Annotated in this window: 20 protein-coding genes and 1 tRNA gene; 13 read left to right on the top strand and 8 right to left on the bottom strand. The window is 73.9% G+C overall.

Annotated elements, in window-relative coordinates; all coding sequences use genetic code 11:
- The first annotated feature begins 196 nt into the window (after positions 1–196).
- The 4 genes from sigK to PVK37_RS00790 all read left to right on the top strand — a co-directional run bounded on the left by sigK (position 197) and on the right by PVK37_RS00790 (position 3,958).
- Positions 197–790, top strand: coding sequence for an ECF RNA polymerase sigma factor SigK (sigK, locus tag PVK37_RS00805; RefSeq protein ID WP_275035310.1), 594 nt, complete (start codon positions 197–199; stop codon positions 788–790).
- A 129-nt stretch (positions 791–919) separates the two neighbouring features.
- A complete protein-coding gene (locus PVK37_RS00800; RefSeq protein WP_275031743.1) occupies positions 920–1,657 on the top strand; it encodes an anti-sigma factor in 738 nt (245 codons plus the stop codon).
- Between the two features lie 85 nt (positions 1,658–1,742).
- Positions 1,743–2,381 carry a fasciclin domain-containing protein gene (locus PVK37_RS00795; protein ID WP_275031742.1) on the top strand — a complete coding sequence of 213 codons (639 nt, stop codon included), beginning with the start codon at positions 1,743–1,745 and terminating at the stop codon, positions 2,379–2,381.
- Between the two features lie 68 nt (positions 2,382–2,449).
- On the top strand, positions 2,450–3,958 hold the full coding sequence (locus PVK37_RS00790) for a molybdopterin-dependent oxidoreductase (protein ID WP_275031741.1): 1,509 nt from the start codon (positions 2,450–2,452) through the stop codon (positions 3,956–3,958).
- A 130-nt stretch (positions 3,959–4,088) separates the two neighbouring features.
- Here PVK37_RS00790 and PVK37_RS00785 read toward each other — a convergent pair whose 3' ends face one another.
- Positions 4,089–4,280 carry a DUF2795 domain-containing protein gene (locus PVK37_RS00785; protein WP_275031740.1) on the bottom strand — a complete coding sequence of 64 codons (192 nt, stop codon included), beginning with the start codon at positions 4,278–4,280 and terminating at the stop codon, positions 4,089–4,091.
- A 70-nt stretch (positions 4,281–4,350) separates the two neighbouring features.
- Here PVK37_RS00785 and PVK37_RS00780 point away from each other — a divergent pair, with 70 nt between their 5' ends.
- Positions 4,351–5,607, top strand: a complete 1,257-nt coding sequence (locus PVK37_RS00780) for an erythromycin esterase family protein (protein ID WP_275031739.1) — start codon at positions 4,351–4,353, stop codon at positions 5,605–5,607.
- A gap of 112 nt (positions 5,608–5,719) precedes the next feature.
- On the opposite strand, the gene PVK37_RS31765 is transcribed toward PVK37_RS00780, so the two are convergent.
- Positions 5,720–8,056 (bottom strand): MMPL family transporter, encoded by a 2,337-nt coding sequence (locus PVK37_RS31765; protein WP_275031738.1) that lies wholly within the window; start codon positions 8,054–8,056, stop codon positions 5,720–5,722.
- A gap of 60 nt (positions 8,057–8,116) precedes the next feature.
- Positions 8,117–8,662, bottom strand: coding sequence for a TetR/AcrR family transcriptional regulator (locus tag PVK37_RS00770; RefSeq protein ID WP_275035309.1), 546 nt, complete (start codon positions 8,660–8,662; stop codon positions 8,117–8,119).
- Between the two features lie 275 nt (positions 8,663–8,937).
- Between PVK37_RS00770 and ligD the strand changes: the two genes are divergently transcribed.
- The 3 genes from ligD to sugE all read left to right on the top strand — a co-directional run bounded on the left by ligD (position 8,938) and on the right by sugE (position 11,443).
- Complete coding sequence (gene ligD, locus PVK37_RS00765) at positions 8,938–9,918, top strand: non-homologous end-joining DNA ligase (RefSeq protein ID WP_275031737.1); 981 nt, start codon at positions 8,938–8,940, stop codon at positions 9,916–9,918.
- Positions 9,919–10,251: 333 nt separating this feature from the next.
- A complete protein-coding gene (locus PVK37_RS00760; RefSeq protein WP_341483412.1) occupies positions 10,252–10,992 on the top strand; it encodes an SDR family NAD(P)-dependent oxidoreductase in 741 nt (246 codons plus the stop codon).
- Between the two features lie 133 nt (positions 10,993–11,125).
- Positions 11,126–11,443, top strand: coding sequence for a quaternary ammonium compound efflux SMR transporter SugE (sugE, locus tag PVK37_RS00755; protein WP_275031736.1), 318 nt, complete (start codon positions 11,126–11,128; stop codon positions 11,441–11,443).
- Between the two features lie 105 nt (positions 11,444–11,548).
- Here sugE and PVK37_RS00750 read toward each other — a convergent pair whose 3' ends face one another.
- Positions 11,549–12,604, bottom strand: a complete 1,056-nt coding sequence (locus tag PVK37_RS00750) for an NAD(P)H-dependent flavin oxidoreductase (protein ID WP_275031735.1) — start codon at positions 12,602–12,604, stop codon at positions 11,549–11,551.
- 111 nt (positions 12,605–12,715) lie between these two features.
- Between PVK37_RS00750 and PVK37_RS00745 the strand changes: the two genes are divergently transcribed.
- Positions 12,716–13,336 carry a TetR/AcrR family transcriptional regulator gene (locus PVK37_RS00745; protein ID WP_275031734.1) on the top strand — a complete coding sequence of 207 codons (621 nt, stop codon included), beginning with the start codon at positions 12,716–12,718 and terminating at the stop codon, positions 13,334–13,336.
- Between the two features lie 77 nt (positions 13,337–13,413).
- On the opposite strand, the gene PVK37_RS00740 is transcribed toward PVK37_RS00745, so the two are convergent.
- The 4 genes from PVK37_RS00740 to PVK37_RS00725 form a co-directional block, all read right to left on the bottom strand.
- Positions 13,414–13,488, bottom strand: a tRNA-Arg gene (locus tag PVK37_RS00740).
- A 118-nt stretch (positions 13,489–13,606) separates the two neighbouring features.
- Positions 13,607–14,326, bottom strand: coding sequence for a winged helix-turn-helix domain-containing protein (locus PVK37_RS00735; protein WP_275031733.1), 720 nt, complete (start codon positions 14,324–14,326; stop codon positions 13,607–13,609).
- 218 nt (positions 14,327–14,544) lie between these two features.
- Positions 14,545–15,213 (bottom strand): DUF305 domain-containing protein, encoded by a 669-nt coding sequence (locus PVK37_RS00730; protein ID WP_275031732.1) that lies wholly within the window; start codon positions 15,211–15,213, stop codon positions 14,545–14,547.
- Between the two features lie 13 nt (positions 15,214–15,226).
- Positions 15,227–16,036 (bottom strand): DUF3105 domain-containing protein, encoded by an 810-nt coding sequence (locus PVK37_RS00725; RefSeq protein ID WP_275031731.1) that lies wholly within the window; start codon positions 16,034–16,036, stop codon positions 15,227–15,229.
- A gap of 99 nt (positions 16,037–16,135) precedes the next feature.
- Between PVK37_RS00725 and argS the strand changes: the two genes are divergently transcribed.
- The 4 genes from argS (at position 16,136) to thrC (ending at position 21,885) form a co-directional block, all read left to right on the top strand.
- The gene (argS, locus tag PVK37_RS00720) at positions 16,136–17,800 is read left to right on the top strand and encodes an arginine--tRNA ligase (RefSeq protein ID WP_275031730.1); all 1,665 of its coding nucleotides are present in this window, start codon (positions 16,136–16,138) and stop codon (positions 17,798–17,800) included.
- 121 nt (positions 17,801–17,921) lie between these two features.
- Entirely contained in the window at positions 17,922–19,307 is a 1,386-nt protein-coding gene (lysA, locus tag PVK37_RS00715; protein ID WP_275031729.1) for a diaminopimelate decarboxylase, read from the top strand.
- 8 nt (positions 19,308–19,315) lie between these two features.
- Positions 19,316–20,629 (top strand): homoserine dehydrogenase, encoded by a 1,314-nt coding sequence (locus tag PVK37_RS00710; RefSeq protein ID WP_275035307.1) that lies wholly within the window; start codon positions 19,316–19,318, stop codon positions 20,627–20,629.
- A 206-nt stretch (positions 20,630–20,835) separates the two neighbouring features.
- Entirely contained in the window at positions 20,836–21,885 is a 1,050-nt protein-coding gene (thrC, locus tag PVK37_RS00705) for a threonine synthase (RefSeq protein WP_275031728.1), read from the top strand.
- The last annotated feature ends 127 nt before the right edge of the window (positions 21,886–22,012 follow it).

Here is a 22,012-nt window from a genome sequence, read left to right as displayed (position 1 = left end):
TGAGCCTGACACGCCCGACGGGGCTGACCGGGCCGGCCGCCGGTCCGGTGGGCGATTCGCCCATCCGGCCCGGCGGCGGCTCCGAATGCCTACCGTGCTGTCAGGTGGAGCGGACGGAGGGCTCGGCAGGATGACGCAGGGCGACACGGGTGCCGAGCGGGTGGACCGCGCCGGTGGCCGGGCGGCGGACGGGCCGATGCTGCGCGCGGTCCCGTCCGACGGGCCGGCCCCGGACCCGCGGGAGGAGGCGGACCGGCTGCTCCGCGCGGTCGGCCGCGGCGACGAGGCCGCCTTCGAGAAGCTGTACGGGATCGTCGCGCCCCGGGTGTACGGGCTGGCCCGTCGGGTGCTGCGGGACCCGGCGCAGGCCGAGGAGGTCGCCCAGGAGGTGCTGGTGGAGGTGTGGCGGACCGCCGGCCGTTTCGATCCGGCCCGGGGGTCGGCGACGGCCTGGGTGTTCACCATCGCGCACCGGCGTGCGGTGGACCGGGTGCGTTCGGAGGAGTCGCAGGCCGAGCGGAACCGGCGGGTGGCGGCCGGCTCGGCGCACACCCCGTACGACGAGGTGGCCGAGGAGGCGGCGGTCCGGTTGGAACGCCAGCAGGTACGGCGCTGCCTGGACGTGCTGACCGAGGTGCAGCGGGAGGCGATCACGCTGGCCTACTACGGCGGGCACAGCTACCGCGAGGTGGCGACCCTGCTGGAGGCGGCCCTGCCGACGGTGAAGACCCGGATGCGGGACGGCCTGATCCGGCTGCGCGACTGCCTCGGCCTGGAGCTCGGCCGGTGAGCGTGAGGAGTGAGCTTGCGAGCCCCGCAGTCGCGAACGGAAGGGCGGCACGGTGAGCGCGAGGAGTGAGCTTGCGAGCCCCGCAGTCGCGAACGGAAGGGCGGCACGGTGAGCGCGAGGAGAGAGACCATGACGGACATTCACGCGCTGGCCGGCGCGTACGTCCTCGACGCCGTGGACGACGTCGAGCGGGTCGCGTTCGGTCGGCACCTGGCCGCCTGCGAGACCTGCGCGGCGGAGGTGGCCGAGCTGCGGGAGGCGGCGGCCCGGCTGGCCGACCCGACCTGGTCGGTGCCACCACCCCGGCTCCGGGCCGAGGTGCTGGCCGCGATCCGGCGTACCCCGCAGGAGCGGCCGGGCCGCGGCGTGCGGTCCGGGCGGCCGGGGGTGGGCCGGTGGCGGCGGCGGGCCGCCCTCGCGGTCGCCGCCGGGGTGCTGGCCGCCGGGGCCGGCGCGGTCACCTGGACGGTGCAGGAGCAGCGGGTACGCGACGAGCGGGCCTCGGTGACCGCGCTGGAGGCGGAACGGGAGCGGATCCGGGCGGTGCTGACTGCTCCGGACGCGGTGGTCCGGTCTCAGGTGACGCCGGGGGGTGGCCGGGTCAGTGTGGTGGTGTCGGCCGGCCGGGACGAGGGGGTGGTGACCCTGGGCGGGCTGGCCCGGCCGGGCACCGACCGGGCGTACCAGCTCTGGCTGATCGCGGACGGTGCGGCGACCTCGGCCGGGGTGCTGCCGGCGGGCAGCGACGCGGCGACGGTGTTGGTGACCGGGGTCCGGGGTAAGGGTGCCTTCGGGGTGACCGAGGAGCCGGCCGGCGGGTCCCGGCAGCCGACCGCAACTCCGCTGACAGTGATATCCCTCACGTAAATAATCCCGTATCTCCCCATCCAAGGAGCTATCGGGAGACGAATCCCGTTCAGAAGCAAGGTTCGCCTTTGAAGGGATTCGTCTGATGCGTACGAAGAAGCTCTCCGCCGTCGCGGCGGTCGCCGCCCTCGCGTTCGCCCTCTCCGCCTGCGGTGGGGAGTCCACCGAGGAGGAGACCGCCGCCCCGGCGACCAGCGCGCCGATGGCGACCGACATGGCCAGCCCCAGCACCGGGGCGATGGCCGACGGCGAGTTCGGCCCCGGCTGCGCCGCGGTACCCACCGACGCCGCCAACCCGGGCAGCTTCGAGGCGATGGCCAAGGTGCCGGTCGCCACCGCCGCCTCCGGCAACCCCGTGCTGAGCACCCTGGTCACCGCGGTCAAGCAGGCCGAGCTGGTCGACTCGCTGAACACCGCCCCGGCGGTGACCGTCTTCGCCCCGGCCAACGACGCCTTCGCCAAGATCCCGAAGGCCGACCTGGACAAGGTCCTCGCCGACAAGAAGATGCTGACCGACGTGCTGACCTACCACGTGGTGGAGGGGAAGCTCGCCCCGGCGCAGCTCGCCGGCACCCACAAGACCCTCCAGGGCGGTGAGGTCACCGTCGCCGGCAGCGGCACCCAGTTCACGGTGAACGGCAACTCGATGGTCGTCTGCGGCAACGTGCAGACCGCCAACGCCACCGTCTACATCGTCGACACCGTGCTGATGCCGAAGTCCTGACCGGACCTGCGGACCGCCCACTCCCCGTCCCGCCCGCCGTCCCCGGCGGGCCACCCCGGAGGTCGACGATGCGCCCCCAGTTCTCCGCCGCCGGCCTCGGGTTGCTGGCCGCCACGGCCGGGGTGGCGGTGGCCGAACTGCTCGCCACCGCCACCCGACCGCAGGCGGCACCGCTGGTCGCGGTCGGCGGCACGGTGATCGACGGCACCCCGACCCCGGTCAAGGAGTGGGCGGTCCGCACCTTCGGCACGTACGACAAGCCGCTGCTGCTGGGCGGCATCGTGCTGGTGCTGGCGCTGCTGGCCGCCGGCACCGGGATGCTGGCCCGGCGGCGGGCCGGGTACGGCCTGGCCGGCGCGGCGGTGCTGGGCGTGGTGGCGGCGGTCGCCGCCGTCACCCGCCCGGCCGCCGGCCCGCTCGACGCCCTGCCGGCGCTGGCCGGCGCGACCGTCGCCGCCCTCCTGCTGCGCCGGCTGCTGTCGGTCGGGCATCCTCAAACGGCACCGGACGACGCGCAGCGGCGCACCCCCCGGCGGGTGCTGCTGCGGGACGTCGCCCTGGTGGCCGGCGGCACCGCGCTGGCCGCGCTCGGCGTGGGCACGTTACGCCGGACGAACCTGCGCGACGCGGCCCGTACCCGCGAGGCGGTCCGGCTGCCCGCCCCGACCAGCCCGGCGAAGCCGTTGCCGGCCGGCGTCGCCCCCGGCTTCCACACCCGCAACGCCGACTTCTACCGGGTGGACACCGCGCTCACCGTGCCCCGCCTCGACCCGCGGCAGTGGCGGCTGCGGCTGCACGGGCTGATGGACCGGCCGGTCGAGTTGACCTTCGACGAGCTGCTGGACCGGGACCTGGTCGAGCGGGACATCACCCTCAGCTGCGTCTCCAACGAGGTCGGCGGCCCGTACGTGGGCACCGCCCGGTGGCTCGGCGTACCGATCGCCCCGCTGCTGCGGGCGGCCGGCATCCGGTCCGGCGCGGACCAGCTGGTGGCCCGGTCGTCCGACGGCATGACCATCGGCACCCCGCTGGAGACCGTCCTCGACGGGCGGGACGCGCTGCTGGCCGTGGGCATGAACGGCGAACCACTGCCGTTCACCCACGGCTTCCCGGTCCGGATGCTCACCCCGGGCGTGTTCGGCTACGCCGGCGCGTGCAAGTGGCTGGTCGAACTGGAGGTGTCCACCTTCGCGGACTTCGACGCGTACTGGGTGCGGCGCGGGTGGGCCCGGCGCGCGCCGGTGAAGACCGCCTCCCGGATCGACCGGCCGGCCCCGTTCGCCCGGCTGGACGCCGGTCGGGTGCAGGTGGCCGGGGTGGCCTGGGCGCAGCACCGGGGCATCGCCGCGGTGGAGGTCTCCGTGGACGGTGGCCCGTGGCGGCCGGCGACCCTGCTGCCGGTCCCGTCCACCGACACCTGGGTCCAGTGGCGGTACGAATGGGCCGCCCCGCCGGGCGGGCACACCCTGCGGGTACGCGCCACCGACCGGACCGGCGCGGTGCAGCCGGAGGAGCGCCGGCCGCCCTTCCCCGACGGGGCCACCGGCTGGCACACGGTCACCGTGACGGTCAGCTGAGCCGTCCCCCGCCCGGCCGGCTCCTGCCGGGCCGCCGGCCTCTGCCGGGCCGCCGGCCTCTGCCGGGCCGCCGGTCTCGGTCGGGGCCCGAGTCTCCGGCGGGCGGGCCGTCCCCTGCCCGGCCGGCTGGTCAGGCCAGGGAGGCCAGGGTGTCGCCCAGTTCGGCGGGCGAGCCGAACTGCTCCGCCGGCAGCGCCCGGAGCAGCTGGAGCACCTCGGTGCTCGCCCCGTTCTCCTGGGCCCGCCGGACCAGGTCCTCCCGGGACACCGGGTAGTCGAGCCCGTCCAGATACTCCCGCAGCCAGGTACCGGTGGTCGTCATGGCCGTCGGCTACCCGCTGCCCGGCGTGGCACACCCGGTTTGTCGCGGCCCGCGCCGGGTAGCCGCGTTCATGCTGGTCCAGCGGCTCGGCGCGCCGAGCGACTTCGACCCGTTGCTGGAGCGCGCCCGGCACGCCCGGATCGTCATGCTGGGCGAGGCGACGCACGGCACCTACGACTACTACCGGCTGCGGGAACAGCTCACCCGGCGGCTGATCGCCGAGTGCGGGTTCTCGTTCGTGGCGGTGGAGGGGGACTGGCCGGACTGCGACCGGGTGCACCGCTCGGTCACCGCCGCCCCACGGGGCAGCGCCGACCCGCTGACCGCTCTGGAACGCTTCGAGCGCTGGCCCACCTGGATGTGGGCGAACGCGGAGGTGGCCCGGTTCTGCCGGTGGCTGCGCGCCTGGAACGTGGACCGGCCGGACACCGCCCGCGCCGGCTTCCACGGCCTCGACGTGTACAGCCTCTGGGAGTCGATGCAGGCCATCTTCGACTACCTGGGCGAGGAGGACCCGGCGTCGCTGGAGGCCGCGCAGGACGCGTACCGGTGCTTCGAGCCGTACGGCAAGCGGCCCGAGGAGTACGGGCTGGCCAGCCGGTTCGTTTCGGCGCGCTGCGAGCAGGAGGTGGTGCGGCTGCTGGCGCGTACCCGCCAACAGGCCGCCTCCGACGGCGCGGACCGCTTCTCGGCCTGGCAGAACGCGGAGGTGGTGGCCGGCGCGGAACGGTACTACCGGACCATGGTGGCCGGCGGGGACGACTCCTGGAACGTACGGGACACCCACATGGCCGACACCCTGGACCGGCTCCTGGACCGGTACGGCCCGCAGTCGCGGGGGGTGGTCTGGGCGCACAACACCCACGTCGGTGACGCCCGGGCCACCGACATGGCCGGGGCCGGGCTGGTCAACATCGGGCAGTTGGCGCGGGAACGGCACGGCGAGCGGGCGGTGCTGCTGGTCGGGTTCGGCAGCTACCGGGGCGGGCTGGTCGCCGCCCCGCGCTGGGGGTCCCCGGCAGAGGCGATGACCGCGCCGCCGGCCCGGCCGGGCTCGCTGGAGGACCGGCTGCACGAGCTGATGCCCGAACGGGCGGTACTGGTCTTCGGGGGCGCGGACCAGCCGGGCTGGGTCACCGGCACCCTCGACCACCGGGCGATCGGGGTGGTCTACGACCCCGGGCTGGAACGGCAGGCCAACTACGTGCCGACCCGGCTGGGGGAGCGGTACGACGGTTTCGTCTGGTGTGACGAGACCACCGCCCTGCATCCGCTGCCGGCGCTGGCCACGCCGGGCGAACTGGAGACGTACCCGGCCGGCATGTGAGAGCCGGGGACCGGCCCGCCCACCGGCCCGGGGGATCGGCCCGCCTCCGGCCTGGTGACCGGACGTGGGGGCCCTCCCGCGGATGCGGACGTCAGGAGGACCCCCGGCCGGTTCACGTGTCGGTACGCAGGTGGGCGCGCAGCCCCTCGCCCTCGATGTCGACGTTCGGCAGGGCCCGCTGCAACCAGCGGGGCAGCCACCAGGCCCGGTCGCCGAGCAGCGACATCACCGCCGGGACGATGGTCATCCGGACCACGAACGCGTCGATGGCGACGCCGATGGCCAGCGCGAAGCCCATCGACTTGATCACCGGGTCGTCCAGGAAGACGAACCCGCCGAAGACCGAGATCATGATCAGGGCGGCGGCGGTGACCACCCGCGCGCCGTGCCCCATCCCGTTGATGGTGGCCTGGGCGGCGGTGTCGCCGTGCACGAAGTCCTCCCGCATCCGGGAGACCAGGAAGACCTCGTAGTCCATGGCCAGGCCGAACAGGATGCCGATGAGCAGGATCGGCAGGAAACTGATCAGCGGGCCGGGGGTGTCCAGCCCGACCAGGTCGGCGAGGTTGCCCTGCTGGAAGACCGCGACGGTGATGCCGAAGGTCGCCGCGACGGTCAGCAGGAAGCCCAGCGCCGCCTTGACCGGCACCAGGATCGACCGGAACACCAGCATCAGCAGCAGCACCGAGAGACCGACGACGAGCAGCAGGTAGACCGGCAGCGCGTCGGCGAGCTTCTCCGACACGTCGATGCCGATCGCGGTGACCCCGGTGAGCCGTACCTCCACCCCGTCGATCCCGTCGACCGCCCGCCGGATGTCGTGCACGGCGGTCTCGGTGGCCTCGTCGGTCGGGCCGGCCTCCGGGATCACGCCGAGCAGCGCGGTCCGGCCGTCCGGGCTGACCTGCGGCGGGGCCACGGCGAGGACGCCGTCGGTGCCCTGCACCCGCTGCACGACCTGCGGGAGCGCGGCCTGGGTCTGCTGCGCGGAGTCCCCGGAGACCACCACCGCGAGCCGACCGGTGAAGCCGGGCCCGAAGCCCTCCTTGATCAGGTCGCTGGAGGTGCGGGCCGGGGTGCCGACCGGCGCGGTGCTCGGGTCGGGCAGGGCCAGTCGCATGTCGGTGGTCGGGATAGCGAGCAGGCCCAGCCCGAGCAGGCCGGCCAGGATGACCGGGATACGGAACCGGGTGACCCAGCGGGCCCAGCGGAAACCGAACCCGGAGCGGTCCTCGGCCGCCTCGGCGGCGGCTGCCGACCCGGCGGTCCCGCCGGCTGACCCGGCGGTGCCTGCGGCTGCCGACCCGGCGGTCCCGGCCGCTCCGACGGTCGAGGAGGCGGGGCCGGTGCCGGCCGGTGCGTCGCCGGTGGCCGGGGTGGTGTCCGCGACCCGCGTGTCCGCCGGGGCCGGGGCGGCGTCGGCGGCCGGCACGGCGTCCCGCAGCTTGCGGGGGAGCACCCGACGGCCGGCGAAGCCGAGCAGCGCCGGCTGGAGCGTGATCGCGACCAGCACCGCCACGGTGACCGTACCGGCGGCGGCCAGGCCCATCACGGTCAGGAACGGGATGTTGACCACCGCGAGCCCGGCCAGGGCGATGACCACGGTGGCACCGGCGAACACCACGGCCGAGCCGGCGGTCCCGACGGCCCGGCCGACCGCCTCGTCCGGAGAGAGCCCGGTCAGCAGGTTCTGCCGGTACCGGGAGGTGATGAAGAGCGAGTAGTCGATGCCGACCGCCAGGCCGAGCATCAGCGCCAGGATAGGAGCGGTGCTGGTCAGGTCGATCACGCCGCTGAGCGCGAACAGCCCGGCCATGCCCGCGCCCACGCCGATCAGCGCGTTGAGCATGGTCATCCCCGCCGCGACCAGCGAGCCGAAGGTGACCACCAGCACGACCAGGGCGACCAGGACACCGATCGCCTCGGTGGAGCCGACCTCCGGTTCGGCGTTGAGCACCTCACCGCCGGGGGCGACCTGCCAGCCCTGGCTCTCGGCCCGCGCGCCGACCTCCGCGTACGCCTCACGCTGCTCGTCGGTGACCTCGTCCGCGCCGCCGGAGAACTGCACCTGGACCAGCGCGTACCGGCCGTTCGGGGAGACCGCGCCGACCTGGAACGGGTCGACGGCACCGACCACGCCGGGCACGCTGCCGGCCTCCTGCACGAGTTCCCGGACGACGGCCTGCCCCTGCGGGGTGCCCAACTGGCCGTCGGCGGGTGCCTTGACCGCGATGGTGCCGGTGGCCCCGCTGGCCGCCGGGAACTCCTTCGCCAGCAGGTCGAGCGCCTCCTGCGACTCGGTGCCGCGCATGGTGAAGTCGCTCGAGGTCGGGCCGCGGAAGAACGCGGCGCTCAGGCCGAGCCCGACGAGCAGGACGAGCCAGAGCGCGACGACGAGTCGCCGTCGGCGCATCGAACCCCGGCCGAGCCGGTACAACAGGGTCGCCATCGTTGTCCTTGTCCTAGGTCGTGGGATGAGGTCGTGCGCGGTACGGGACGGTGGTGGTGGTCACCCGGGTGGTGGCAGCGCCCGCCGGACCAGACCGAGCAGGGCGGCCCGCAGGTCGTCGTCGGTGAGGTCACCGAACTCCCCGCAGGTCTCCGCGATCCCGGCGAGCAGGACCAGCGCCACCACCCGGGCCTCGTGGTCGGTCGAGTGGCCGGCGAACGCCGCGATGAGCCGCTCGGAGATCTGCTGGACGTGGGCGAAGGCCGGCTGCTGGAGCAGCGCGGCGAACTCACCGCGCAGCAACGCGATCTTGCGGCGGTGGCGTACCGCCAGGTCGACGAAACCCTCGGCGGCGGTCTGCTGGGCTGCCGCGCCGACCAGCCCGGTGAGCCGGTCGTCCAGCTCCAGCAGGTCGGCGAGCGCCGGGGCCATCAACTCGCTGAGCAGGGCCTCCTTGCTGGCGAAGTGGTACAGCACGGTCGCCTTGGACACCCCGACCTCGCGGGCGATGTCCTGCAACGAGGTGCCCTTGTATCCGGTCGCGGCGAACCGCCGTGCCGCCGCGGCGAGGATCTCGTCGTGTGTCTCCGGTACCACCCGGGCCATGCCGGCCACCTCCTTGCCCACCAGCATGCCTGACCGATCGGTCAGGGCCTGACCGATCGGTCAGATTCGTGGCGTCCGCCACAGTGGGGCGGGGCCCGTGACCGGCGGGGCCCGTGACCGGCGCGCCCCGTGCCTGGTGGGGCATGTGACCGGCGGGCCCGTGCCTGGCGGGGCCCGCCGGCCGGGTCCGGTGGCCGCTGCGGCTGTGTCGGTGCCCGGCGGGGCGCGGCGCGTGTCGGGTTGCCCGGCGTCGACGGGGCGGGCAGGGTGGGGTGGTGAGCGGTGCGGAGGACATCCGGGACGGGGTCCCGCTGACCAACCTCGACCAGCCGCTCTCCGACGGCACTGACGCGACCAAGCGGGACCTGGTCGACTACCTGGACGCCGTCCGGGAGCAACTGCTGCCGGCGCTGCGCGGCCGGCCGCTCTCGGTGGTCCGGGTCCGCCCCGGCCAGCCGGCCTTCATGCAGAAGAACCTGCCCCGGTACACCCCGGACTGGGTACGCCGCACCGAGGTCTGGGCCGAGGCGTCCCACCGACGGATCGCGTACGCCCTCTGCGACGACCGCCGGACGCTGCTCTGGTTCGCCAACCAGCGGTCGGTGGAGTACCACCCCACGCTCACCACGGTCGACGCCCCGGACCGTCCCACCCACCTGGTGCTCGACCTGGACCCGCCCGAGGGGGAGAACTTCGGGCTGGTGGTGGCCGCCGCCGAACTGGTCCGGCAGGCGCTGGCCGACGCCGGGCTGGCCGGTGCGGTCAAGACCAGCGGAGCCAAGGGCGTACACGTCTTCGTGCCGGTCGCGGCGGACACCGACGCGGCGGACTGCGCCGCCGCCACCCGGGCGCTCGCCGCCCGCGCCGCCCGGACGGACCCGGCGCTCGCCACCACCGCCTTCATCCGGGAGGACCGGGGCGGCCGGGTGTTCGTCGACTCCACCCGGGCCGGCGGGGCCACCGTGGTCGCCGCGTACAGCCCGAGGCTGCGCCCCGGGGTGCCGGTGTCGTTCCCGGTGGACTGGGCCGACCTGGCCGACGTCACGCCAGCCGATTTCACCATCCGTACCGTGCCGGCGTTGCTCGCCGGCGGGGACCCGTGGGCGGGGCGGATGCCCGCGCCGCAGCGCCTCCCGGCCGACCTGGTCGCCGAGGGGCACACCATCCCGGTGGCCCGGGTGGCGGCCATGCACGAGGGGAAACGCCGGGCCCGCGCCCGTCGCGCCGGGTCGGCGGGAGCCGCCGCCGACGGGTGAACCGCCGGCGCGGCCCGGTGGGTGCGCGACGGCCGGGTCGCCGGTCCGCTCCGGTACCGGCTGGTGTCCTCCCCGGTTCGAACCGTGCCCACCCGGCGGTGGCCGTCATGCCGCTGGGCGGTGGCCGTCATGCCGGCGGACGTTGGCCGTCATGGTGCCGTGGTGGCCGTCGTGCCTCCGCGCGGCGGCCCGCGATGCTGCCGCACGGTGGCCCGTCATGCCTCCGCGCGGCGTCGTCATGTTGCTGGACAACCGCCCGTCGATGCTTCCGCCGGGGCGGCCGAGACGCTACGCTCCATTATTGTGTCGATCGATACAGAAATGGGGGCGGCCGTGGCGGGACTCGCGGGCAGGGTGGCGCTGGTGACCGGCGGCAGCCGGGGGATCGGGGCAGCCGTCGCGCTCCGGCTCGCCCGCGACGGCGCCGACGTCGCGATCACCTACCTCGACGCCGGGGAGAAGGCCAAGGGCGTGGTCGCGGAGATCGCGGGAGCCGGGCGGCGCGGGCTGGCCGTCGCGGCCGACAGCGGCGACGCGACCGCGATCGTCGCCGCGGTCGAGCGGACGGTCACCGAGCTGGGTCGCCTGGACATCCTGGTCAACAACGCCGGTGTCTTCCCGTACGGCCCGATCGACGAGGTCACCGTCGAGGAACTGGACCGCACCCTGGCCGTGCACGTGCGGGGGGTGTACCTCGCCACCCAGGCCGCGGTCCGGCACATGGGCCGGGGCGGCCGGGTGATCAGCATCGGCAGTTGCTTCGCCGAGCGGGTGCCCTACCCGGGGGTCAGCCTCTACGCGATGACCAAGAGCGCGCTGGTCGGGATGACCCGGGGGCTGGCGCGCGACCTGGGTCCGCGGGGCATCACGGCGACCGTGGTGCATCCGGGCTCCACCGACACCGACATGAACCCCGCCGACGGCGCGGGCGCTAACCACGAGCGGACCTTCATCGCGCTGGGCGCGTACGCCTCGACGGCCGACATCGCGGCGACCGTCAGCCACCTGGCCGGGGAGGGCGGCCGGTACGTCACCGGTACCGCCATCTCGGTCGACGGTGGCTTCGCGGCCTGACCGTCACCCGTCACCCGCCGCCCCGGCCGGGCGGTACGGGAGCCAGCCGCCCGGCCGGCGTCGTACGACAGGACCGGGGTCCCGGGTCCTACGGGGGGCGACGCCGGCCGGGCCTTCCTGGAGGAGAACACGCATGGGTTGGTTCGTCCTCGTCCTGGCGGGGCTGCTGGAGATCGTCTGGGCGGGCGCGCTCAAACACACCGAGGGCTTCACCAGGCTGTGGCCGTCGATGCTGGCGGTCGGTACGGCGGTGCTCAGCTTCCTCCTGCTCGCCTGGGCGATGAAGTCGCTGCCGATGGGGACCGCCTACGCGGTCTGGGTGGGCATCGGCGCGGTCGGGGTGGTGGTCGCGGGCATCGTCACCCTGGGCGAGAGCGCGGCCCCGGGCCGGCTGTTCTTCCTGGCGTTGATCGTGGCGGGCATCATCGGCCTGCGGTTGGTCGGGGACTGACGGTCTCCGCCGCCCGGGACGGCGGGCATCGTCGGCCTACGGGCTGGTCGGGGGACCGACCGGCCACCGGCCCGTGACCGCCACCTCGCGGCGGTTCGCGCGCGCTCAGCCGCCGGGCGGGTGCCGGGTCGCCGCCAGCGCCGTGTGCGTCTCGGCGGCCAACTGCCGCACCAGCTCCCCCGCGGGCAGTTCGCGGATCAGGGCGTGCCCCTGCCCGGCCCAGAGGCTGGCCGTCTCGGTGTCCCCGGCGGCGACGGCCGCGCGGCGCAACGGCGCGGTCAGCCGGTGGACGTGCGGGTACGCGGCCGGCGGCGGCACGGTCGACTGGCGGCTGGCGAACCCGTTGACGATCGACCGGGCCCGTCGACCGGTGAACGCCCGGGTGACGACGGTCTCCCGGGAACCGCCCAGCACGGCCCGGTGCACCGGATTGGTCCCGGCCTCGGGGCAGCGCAGGAACGCCGTACCCAGTTGGGCTGCGGTCGCGCCGGCGGTCAACGCGGCGGCGACCGAATGACCGTCCATCAGGCCACCGGCCGCCACCACCGGCAGCCGGCTGACCCGGGCCACCAGGCGCAGCAGGGTCAACAGCCCGTACTCGCCGACGCCCACCCGGTCGGTGAAACCGCCCCGGTGCCCACCGGCCTCGATGCCCTGGGCCACCACGCCGTCCGCGCCGGTCTCCGCCGCTGCCACCGCCTCGTCGGGCGTCGTGACGGTGACCAGTACGCAGGTCCCCGCCGCGTGCAGGCGTTCCACGGTGGCACCGGTGGGGAGACCGAAGGCGAACGAGACGACCGGGACCCGCTCCTGGCACAACAGGTCGATCTTCTCGTCGAGGTGGTCGTCGTCGGCGACGGGTTCGCCGAGTGCGACGTCGAGGCGCTGCGCGTCGGGTCGCAGCGTGGCCGCGTAGGCGGCGATCTCGGCTTCGGTCGCCCGGGCCGCACCGGGTAGCAGGACGTTGACACCGAAAGACGCCCCGGTGAGCTGACGTACCTGCCGGATCTCCTCGCCCACCTGCTCCGGCCGGCGGTATCCGGCGGCCAGGAACCCGAGGCCGCCGGCCTGTCCGACGGCGGCGACCAACCGGGGAGTGGACGGACCGCCGGCCATCGGCGCGGCGACGAGGGGGTGGCGCAGCGGCGGCAGATCGACCATGGACCGTCTCCAATGCACGGGGCCGTTACAGCCTAGTCGGCAAAAGGCTGCAAAGCACCGTACAGCCGGCGGGCGGGCGGTCGCCTATCCTCGAACCGAGGAGAGTTGCCGATGGTGAAGCGAGGCCGGCCCCGCACGTTCGACCGCACCACCGCGTTGCGCCGGGCCATGGAGGTCTTCTGGCAGCGCGGCTACCAGGGTGCGTCGCTGTCCGAGCTGACCGCGGCGATGGGCATCGCCTCACCCAGCCTCTATGCCGCCTTCACCAGCAAGGAGGCGCTCTTCCGGGAGGCCGTCGACCTCTACAACGCCACCGAGGGGTCGGCCCCGCAGCGGGCGCTCGACTCCGACGGCAGCGCCCGCTCCGCGATCGAGGCGATGCTGCGGCACAACGCCCGCGCGTACGTGGACCCCGCCAACCCGTCCGGGTGCCTGGTGGTGCTCGCGGCGACCGCCGGACTACCCGAGTCCGACGAGGTCCGCCGGTTCCTGGCCGAGTGCCGGGAGCGGGACATCGCCGACATCCGGCGGCGGATCGCCCGGGGCGTGGCGGAGGGTGACGTACCGGCCGGCACCGACCCGGAGCCGATCGCCCGGTTCGTCGGCGCGATCGTGCAGGGCATGTCCCTCCAGGCCCGCGACGGCGCCACCCGTGCCCAGCTCGACGGCGTGGTGGACTGTGCGATGGCGGCCTGGGACCGGCTCGTCTCCGGAGAGCGGTCGGCGGCCTAGCCGACGACCGTCCGGGAACGATGAAGGCCGCTGACCTGGTTTTCCCTGGTCAGCGGCCTTGTCGTGCTGGTCTGCTCTGGTGCCCCCGGCAGGATTCGAACCTGCGCCCCCGCCTCCGGAGGGCGGTGCTCTATCCCCTGAGCTACGGGGGCTCAGCGACGCGAGAAGAGTAGCAAACACCCCCGGTGACCGCCCAATCGGTATCGCCGCACCGGCGCGGCGGGTCGCCGCGCCGGTGCATCCGAGCAGTTCACCGGAGGTGCGCCGCGGTCAGGCGGCTGGGCCGAGGCGGTTGGGCCGGGTGGCCGGGGTACGGCCGCAGCTCGGCAGCGGGTGCAGCACGATGCGCCGGGGCAGCCGTCGGGGCCACTCGTTCCTCGGCCAGGAGCCGTCCACGATCACGTGTACGGTCCGTTCCTCGGTGCCGCTGAGCCGGAGCACGAAGTCCCGGGGCAGCGGCGGGTCCACGGACGGGGTGGTGACCATGAAGCGGACCCGCCCCCGGGAGGACACCGCCGAGACCACGTCCGCCGCCGGCATGGTGCCGCGCAGGCGTACCCGGCCCAGCCAGTAGACCTCGGCCAGATGCTCCTGGGCGGCCCGGGTGATGGTCGGGTACTCGGTACGGACCCAGTGTTCCACCGCGCCGACGCAGAGCCCGCAGGCCCGTTCCCGGGGTTCCCGGGGGCCCAGCCCCCAGGCCCGCAGGTACGCCCCGACCGCGCCCGCCTCCAGCGGCAGGTGGTACCGGTGCTGGATGAGGGTGGTGAGGCTCTGCCGGGTCCACAACTCCTCGTCCAGACCGAACGCGTCGGGGTGGACGCCGCGCAGGGCGTCGATCAGGTCCAGTTCCTGTTCGCGGCTGAGCGGTCCCGATTCGCCCGGCCGTTGTCCGCGACGGACGGCTGCCACCGTCCCGTCACCGCCGATGGTGTGGCGTCGGCACCAACTGGTGACCGAGCGCCGTGCGTCTCTGAGTGCAACCCCCACGTCCTGCGCAACGACCCCGAATCACAACTGGTCACGATATGTGGGTAGAAAAACCTTGAACCAACCGAATCGGGCATACCGTGCAACTGGTGGTGGTCGTTCCGGGGTCGGCCCACCGGCCGGTGCCGCGGACCGCCTGCTGCGGGCACCGTCGAGACCGCCAGACGACGATCGCCGCCCCGAGCGGGACGGCGATCGTCTTCCGGTTCGACACGGACCTAACCGCCCAGCCGCTCCCGGGCGGCGCGCAGGTTCTCCAGGTCCTTCTGCTGGGTGTTCTTCATCGTCTGGGCGACCCGGGTGACCTCCGGATCGTCGCTCTGCTCCAGCACCCCGTCGATCATGTGCACCCCACCCATGTGGTGGTCGATCATCAGATCCAGGAAGAGGATGTCCAGCTCCCGGCCCTGGGCGGCGCGCAGCCGCGTCATCTCCTCCGGGGTGGCCATCCCGGGCATCAGCCCGTTCCGCATCATCTCGGTACCGCCCGGCATCCAGGCCATCCGGGGCTGGGAGCCGGTCGGGTCCAGCCCCCACGAGCGCAGCCAGCCCTGCATCATCCCCAGCTCGCCCTGCTGCCCGGTGGCGATGTCGCCCCCGATCTGGCGTACCTCGGCGTCGGCGCCCCGGTCGAACGCGATGAGCCCCATCTCCACCGCCTGGGCGTGATGGGTGGACATGTCCCGGGCGAAACCCGCCTCCGCCGAGGCGTCCCCGGGCCGGGTCAGCCGGGGCGTGAGCAGGCCCCCCGCGTACCCGAGGAGAAGCCCGAGCACGACGGCGACGGTGAGCGCCACGGTGCCCCAGCGTCGGGCGGACCCGGGCGCCCGGCCGCCGTCGGCGGCCGGGCTCGCGTCAGGCGCGAGGTCCGTTGTCGGTGCGGTCATCTCCGGTCCGTCCTCACTGCTGCGGCATCTGCCCGCCGTCACGCGGCGTGGTGCCGGTGGCGGTGATGCCCTGTCCGCAGTTGGCGTTCGGGCCCTCGATCGAGGCGTTGATCCGCAGCGTCTTGATGAACTCGTCGATCCGGCTGTCGTCGGCGTTGTCGACCTTGAGCTGGAAGCCCCAGGCCTGGAGCGAGATCGGCTTGTCCAGCCCCTGGAACGGGCTGAGCATCATCTTCTCCTGGCCCTGGACCTTCTCGGTGAGCTTCGCCACCTGGTCGGCCGGCAGGTCGGGACGGTAGGTGATCCAGATCGCGCCGTGCTCCAGGCTGTGCACCGCGTGCTCGTTGGCGATCGGGGCGTCGTAGACGTCGCCCTGGCAGTTCTGCCAGGCGCCGTTGTGCTCACCGGCCACCGGCGGGAGGACCGAGTACTGGATCGAGCCGGCCTTGTGGTTGCCGCCCTTGACCAGGTCGGGGTCGCTCTCCCGGAAGTTGCTGATGCCGGAGATGTCGGCGGCCCGCTCCTCCCACGGCTTCGAACCCTTGAAGGCGGCCCAGCCGCCGTAGCCGACGATCGCCACGGCGAGCACACCGACCGCCACCATCAGGGCGATCGGGCCCCAGGCCCGGCCCTGGCTGACCTTCACCGGGGTGATCGGCTTCTTCGGGCCCTTGCCCTTGCCGCCGCCCGCCGGGCGGGGGCCCCCGGTCGGCCGGGCGGCGGTGGCCTTCGCGCCGGTCGCGGGCCTGCCGGCCGCCGGCTTCTTGCCGGTGCTGACCACGGACGGACGGCGCTGGTCGCCGCCCGGGGTGCTGATGCTCATGGTGCCTCGTCAGGTCGGTCGGTCAGGGGAGTGTGGCGGGCCGGTTGACGCGCAGGGTCGCCCACGAGTGACCGAGTCTACCCCCGATAACATGGTTCGGTGACTCCCGCAGAACTCGCCGAGGTCGTTCTCTCCGCTGCCCACGCCGTATTCGCCGACCGTGGGCTGGACCGCTCCGCCCTGCCCGAGCGGACGGTGGTGGAGCGACCCCGCAACCCGGAGCACGGCGACTACGCCTCGACCCTGGCGCTGCAACTCGCCAAGAAGGTCGGGCAGCCGCCGCGGGAGCTGGCCGCCGCCCTCGCCGAGCAGCTCGGTCGGGCCGCCGGGATCAAGTCGGTGGAGATCGCCGGTCCCGGCTTCCTGAACATCCGGCTCGACGCCGCCGCCGCCGGGGTGCTGGCCCGGTCGATCGTGACCGCCGGTCCCGGGTACGGCCACAGCGACCGGCTCGCCGGCGAGAAGATCAACCTGGAGTTCGTCTCGGCCAACCCGACCGGCCCGGTGCACATCGGCGGGGCCCGGTGGGCGGCGGTCGGCGACGCGATCGGCCGGCTGCTGCGGGCCACCGGGGCGCAGGTCGGCACCGAGTACTACGTCAACGACGCCGGCACCCAGATCGACCGGTTCGCCGCGTCGCTGCTGGCCGCCGCCCGGGGCGAGCCGACCCCGGAGGACGGCTACGGCGGGGCGTACATCGCCGAGATCGCCGCCGACGTGGTCGCCCGTCGGCCGGACGTGCTGACCCTGGCCGATTCGGACGCCCAGGCGGTCTTCCGGGCGGAGGGCGTCGCGCTGATGCTCGACGAGATCAGGACCTCGCTGGGTCAGTTCGGCGTCGAGTTCGACACCTGGTTCAGCGAGCAGGGCCTGCACGACCGGGGTGAGCTGGAGCACGCCCTGACCCGGCTGCGCGCGCAGGGCCACGTCCAAGACGCCGACGGCGCGGTCTGGCTGCGCACCACCGACTTCGGCGACGACAAGGACCGGGTGCTGCGCAAGTCCAACGGCGAGTGGACGTACTTCGCCGCCGACTGCGCCTACTACCTCGACAAGCGGGAGCGGGGCTTCGAGCGGGCGGTCTACATGCTCGGCGCCGACCACCACGGGTACGTCGGCCGGATGCGGGCGATGGCCGCCTGCTTCGGCGACGACCCGGCGGTCACCCTGGAGATCCTCATCGGCCAGCTGGTCAACCTGGTCCGCGACGGCGTACCGGTGCGGATGAGCAAGCGGGCCGGCACGGTGGTGAGCCTGGAGGACCTGGTCGACGCGATCGGCGTGGACGCCGCCCGGTACGCGCTGGCCCGCTACTCCTTCGACTCGCCGATCGACATCGACGTGGAGCTGTGGACCCGGGCCACCCGCGACAACCCGGTCTACTACGTGCAGTACGTCGCCGCGCGGACGGCCAGCGTCGGCCGGAACGCCGCCGAGGTGGGCCTGACCCGGGGCGACGCCGAGGCGTTCCGCCCCGAGCTGCTCGACCACGAGAAGGAGAACGAGCTGCTCAAGGCGCTCGCCGAGTTTCCCGCCGTGGTCGCCACCGCCGCCGAGCTGCGGGAGCCGCACCGGGTGGCCCGCTACCTGGAGGACCTCGCCGGGGCGTACCACCGCTTCTACGACAACTGCCGGATCCTGCCGCGCGGCGACGAGGAGGTCACCGACCTGCACCGGGCCCGGCTCTGGCTCAACGACGCCACCCGTACGGTGATCGCCAACGGTCTCGACCTGCTCGGCGTCTCCGCCCCGGAGAGGATGTGACCCGGGTGCTGCGAGCGCGAGGAGTGAGCTTGCGAGCCCCGCAGTCGCGAAGCGGAGGGCGGGTGCTGCGAGCGCGAGGAGTGAGCTTGCGAGCCCCGCAGTCGCGAAGCGGAGGCTGCTGATGCGGGCGCATGAGGCCGGTGCGCTGCACGGCGACATCGGTAGCCGGGGGCCGGCCTGGCTGCGTACCCCGGTGGACGTCAACGCCCTGGTGCCGGAGCTCTGGCCGCGGCAGGTGACCCGGGACGCGGACGGCGTGCTGACCGTGGCGGGCCTGGACGTCCGCACCATCGCCGCCGAGTACGGCACCCCGGTGTACGTGCTCGACGAGGACGACCTGCGGTCCCGCTGCCGGGACTTCCGGGCCGCCTTCCCGGACGAGGACGTCTACTACGCGGGCAAGGCGTTCCTCTGCCGCGCGGTGGTCCGGATGATCGCCGAGGAGGGCCTGTACCTCGACGTCTGCACCGGCGGCGAGCTGGCGGTCGCGCTGGCCGCCGGGATGCCCCCGGAGCGGATCGGCTTCCACGGCAACAACAAGTCGGTGGCCGAGCTGACCCGGGCCCTGGACGCCGGGGTGGGCCGGGTGATCCTCGACTCGTTCACCGAGATCGACCGGTTCACCGCGCTGGCCCGGGAGCGCGGGGTCCGGCCGCGGGTGCTGATCCGGGTCACCGTGGGCGTGGAGGCGCACACCCACGAGTTCATCGCCACCGCCCACGAGGACCAGAAGTTCGGTTTCTCGCTGGCCGGCGGGGCGGCGTTGGCCGCCGCGCTGCGCATCCTCGACGAGGACGTGCTGGAGCTGCGCGGGCTGCACTCGCACATCGGCTCGCAGATCTTCGACGCCAGCGGCTTCGAGGTCTCCGCCCGCCGGGTGCTGGGCCTGCAGGCGCAGATCCGGGACGCCCGGGGGGTGGAGCTGCCCGAGCTGGACCTGGGCGGCGGCTTCGGTATCGCGTACACCACCCAGGACGACCCGGCGGCCCCGGCGGAGCTGGCGAAGCGGCTCCGCAAGATCGTGGACGGGGAGTGCGCGGTGGAGCGGCTCGCCGTGCCGCACCTGTCCATCGAGCCGGGCCGGGCCGTCGTCGGTCCGGCCGTGTTCACCCTGTACGAGGTGGGCACGGTCAAGGACGTCGACGGGATCCGGACGTACGTGAGCGTCGACGGCGGGATGAGCGACAACATCCGGACCGCGCTGTACGACGCGTCGTACTCGGCCACGCTGGCCTCCCGGGCCTCGACGGCGGAACCGCTGCTCGCCCGCGTGGTGGGAAAGCATTGTGAGTCCGGGGACATCGTGGTGAAGGATGAATTCCTGCCCGCCGACGTGCAACCCGGAGATCTTGTCGCGGTGCCCGGCACCGGGGCCTACTGCCGGAGCATGGCCAGCAACTACAACCACGTGCCCCGGCCACCGGTCGTGGCGGTGCGCGACGGTCGGGCCCGGTTGATCGTCCGCCGGGAAACCGAAGCGGACCTGCTCGCATTGGATGTTGGATGACGTCACCGTTGCGCTTGGCGATACTCGGCTGCGGCACTGTCGGCAGCGAGGTGGTACGGCTGCTGCACGAGCAGTCGGCCGACCTGGCGGCCCGGATCGGCGCGCCGCTGGAGATCGCCGGGATCGCCGTCCGCCGGCTCGGCCGGGACCGCGGCGACCTGCCGGTCGACCCGGAGCTGTTCACCACCGACGCGGTCGGCCTGATCAAACGGGACGACGTGGACGTGGTGGTCGAGGTGGTCGGCGGGATCGAGCCGGCCCGGAGCTGGCTGGTCGACGCCCTGCGCGCCGGCAAGAGCGTGGTGACCGCGAACAAGGCCCTGCTGGCCGAGGACGGCGCGGCGCTGCACGACGCGGCGGCCGACGGCCGGGCGGACCTCTACTACGAGGCCAGCGTGGCCGGGGCGATCCCGCTGCTGCGCCCGCTGCGCGAGTCGCTGCACGGGGACCGGATCACCCGGGTCACCGGCATCGTCAACGGCACCACCAACTTCATCCTCTCCGCCATGGACGCCACCGGCGCCGGGTTCGCCGAGGCGCTGGAGGAGGCCACCGAACTGGGGTACGCCGAGGCCGACCCGACCGCCGACGTGGAGGGCTTCGACGCGGCGGCGAAGGCGGCGATCCTGGCCTCGCTGGCCTTCCACACCCGGGTCGGCGCGGCCGACGTGCACCGGGAGGGGATCACCGAGGTCACCGCCGCCGACGTGGCCAGCGCCCAGGCGATGGGCTGCACGATCAAGCTGCTCTGCATCGCCGCCCGGGGCGTCGACGCGGCCGGCCGGGAGTCGGTCAGCGTCCGGGTGCACCCGGCGATGATCCCGCGCAGCCACCCGCTGGCCAGCGTGGGTGACGCGTACAACGCGGTGTTCGTCGAGGCGGACGCGGCCGGACCGCTGATGTTCTACGGGCGGGGGGCCGGTGGCGCGGCCACCGCCAGCGCGGTGCTCGGCGACATCGTGGCGGTCGGCCGTAACCGGCTGGCCGGGGTCCGCGCGCCCAGCGAGTCCGCGTACGCCGACCTGGCGGTCCGGCCGATGGGGGAGGCACTCACCCGGTACCACGTCAGCCTGGACGTGGCGGACAAGCCGGGTGTGCTGGCCGCCGTGGCCGGGGTCTTCGCCCGGCACGACGTGTCGATCGCCACGGTCCGGCAGGCGCCCGCCGGCACCGAGCCGGCCGGCCGGGGGGTGGACGCGGTACTGGTGATCGTGACGCACGTGGCTCCGGACGCCGCGCTGGCCGCGACCGTGGAGGAACTACGGGGGCTGGACGCCGTCCGGTCCATCGCCAGCGTGCTGCGGGTCGAGGGCGGCGAGTGACCGGCCGGCCCGGTCGACGGCGGCGGGTGACCGAGCCGTCCCGGCGGGCCGGGCACGCGAGGTGGGCTCGGTCCGTCCCGTCAGGTGGGTAACCACGGGTCCGGCTTCCCGCTGGCCGGGAGACTGGTCCACGCTGGGCTGGTCCCCCGGTCCGACGGGGCGTCGAAGCAGCTCCGACGGGGCGTCGAGGTAGCGAGGAGAGCGATATGTGGCGGGGTCTGATCGAGGAGTACCGGGAGCGGCTGCCGGTCACCGAGGCCACGCCCGTCGTCACCCTGCACGAGGGGAACACCCCGCTGCTGCCCGCGCCGGTGCTGTCCAGCCGGCTCGGCTGCGACGTCTACCTGAAGGTCGAGGGGGCCAACCCGACCGGCTCGTTCAAGGACCGGGGGATGACCCTGGCCGTGTCCAAGGCGATCGAGGCGGGCAACAAGGCGATCATCTGCGCCTCCACCGGCAACACCAGCGCCTCCGCCGCCGCGTACGCGGCCCGTGCCGGGTTGACCTGCGCGGTGCTGGTGCCGCAGGGCAAGATCGCCCTCGGCAAGCTGGCCCAGGCGTTGGTGCACGGCGCGAGGCTGCTCCAGGTGCAGGGCAACTTCGACGACTGCCTCTCGCTGGCCGCGAAGCTCGCCCAGGACTACCCGGTGGCCCTGGTCAACTCGGTCAACATCGACCGGCTGCACGGGCAGAAGACCGCCGCCTTCGAGATCGTCGCGGCCCTCGGCGACGCCCCGGACATCCACTGCCTGCCGGTCGGCAACGCCGGCAACGTGTCCGCGTACTGGATGGGGTATTCGGAGGAGCTGGCCGCCGGCACCACCACCCGGGCCCCGAAGATGTACGGCTTCCAGGCCGCCGGGGCGGCCCCGATCGTCACCGGCCAGGTGGTGCACGAGCCGTCGACCATCGCCACCGCGATCCGGATCGGCAACCCGGCGAGCTGGACGAAGGCGATCGACGCCCGGGACGCCTCGGGCGGGCTGATCGCGGCGGTCACCGACCGGGAGATCCTCACCGCGTACCGGCTGCTCGCCCGGGAGGTCGGCGTCTTCGTCGAGCTGGGCAGCGCGGCCAGCGTGGCGGGGCTGCTCCAGCAGGGGGCGGCGGGCAAGGTCCCGGCCGGTTCGACGGTGGTCTGCACGGTCACCGGGCACGGCCTGAAGGACCCGGAGTGGGCGATCTCCACCGCACCCGCCCCGATCACCATCGCCAACGACGCGCTGGCCGCCGCCCGCTCCCTCGACCTGGCCTGAGGCAGACCCCGGCAACAGGTGAATATGCGCTGCTCACGGCGCATATACGCAGGGTGACCCCGGCGCTGGGAGCGTTACCCGGGTCAGGCAGACTGGCGTACCCAGCCAACCCTTACTCCAGGAGTGA

The organism is Micromonospora cathayae (assembly GCF_028993575.1).
GTDB lineage: Bacteria > Actinomycetota > Actinomycetes > Mycobacteriales > Micromonosporaceae > Micromonospora > Micromonospora cathayae.
This window is presented reverse-complemented; position numbering and strand designations above follow the sequence as displayed.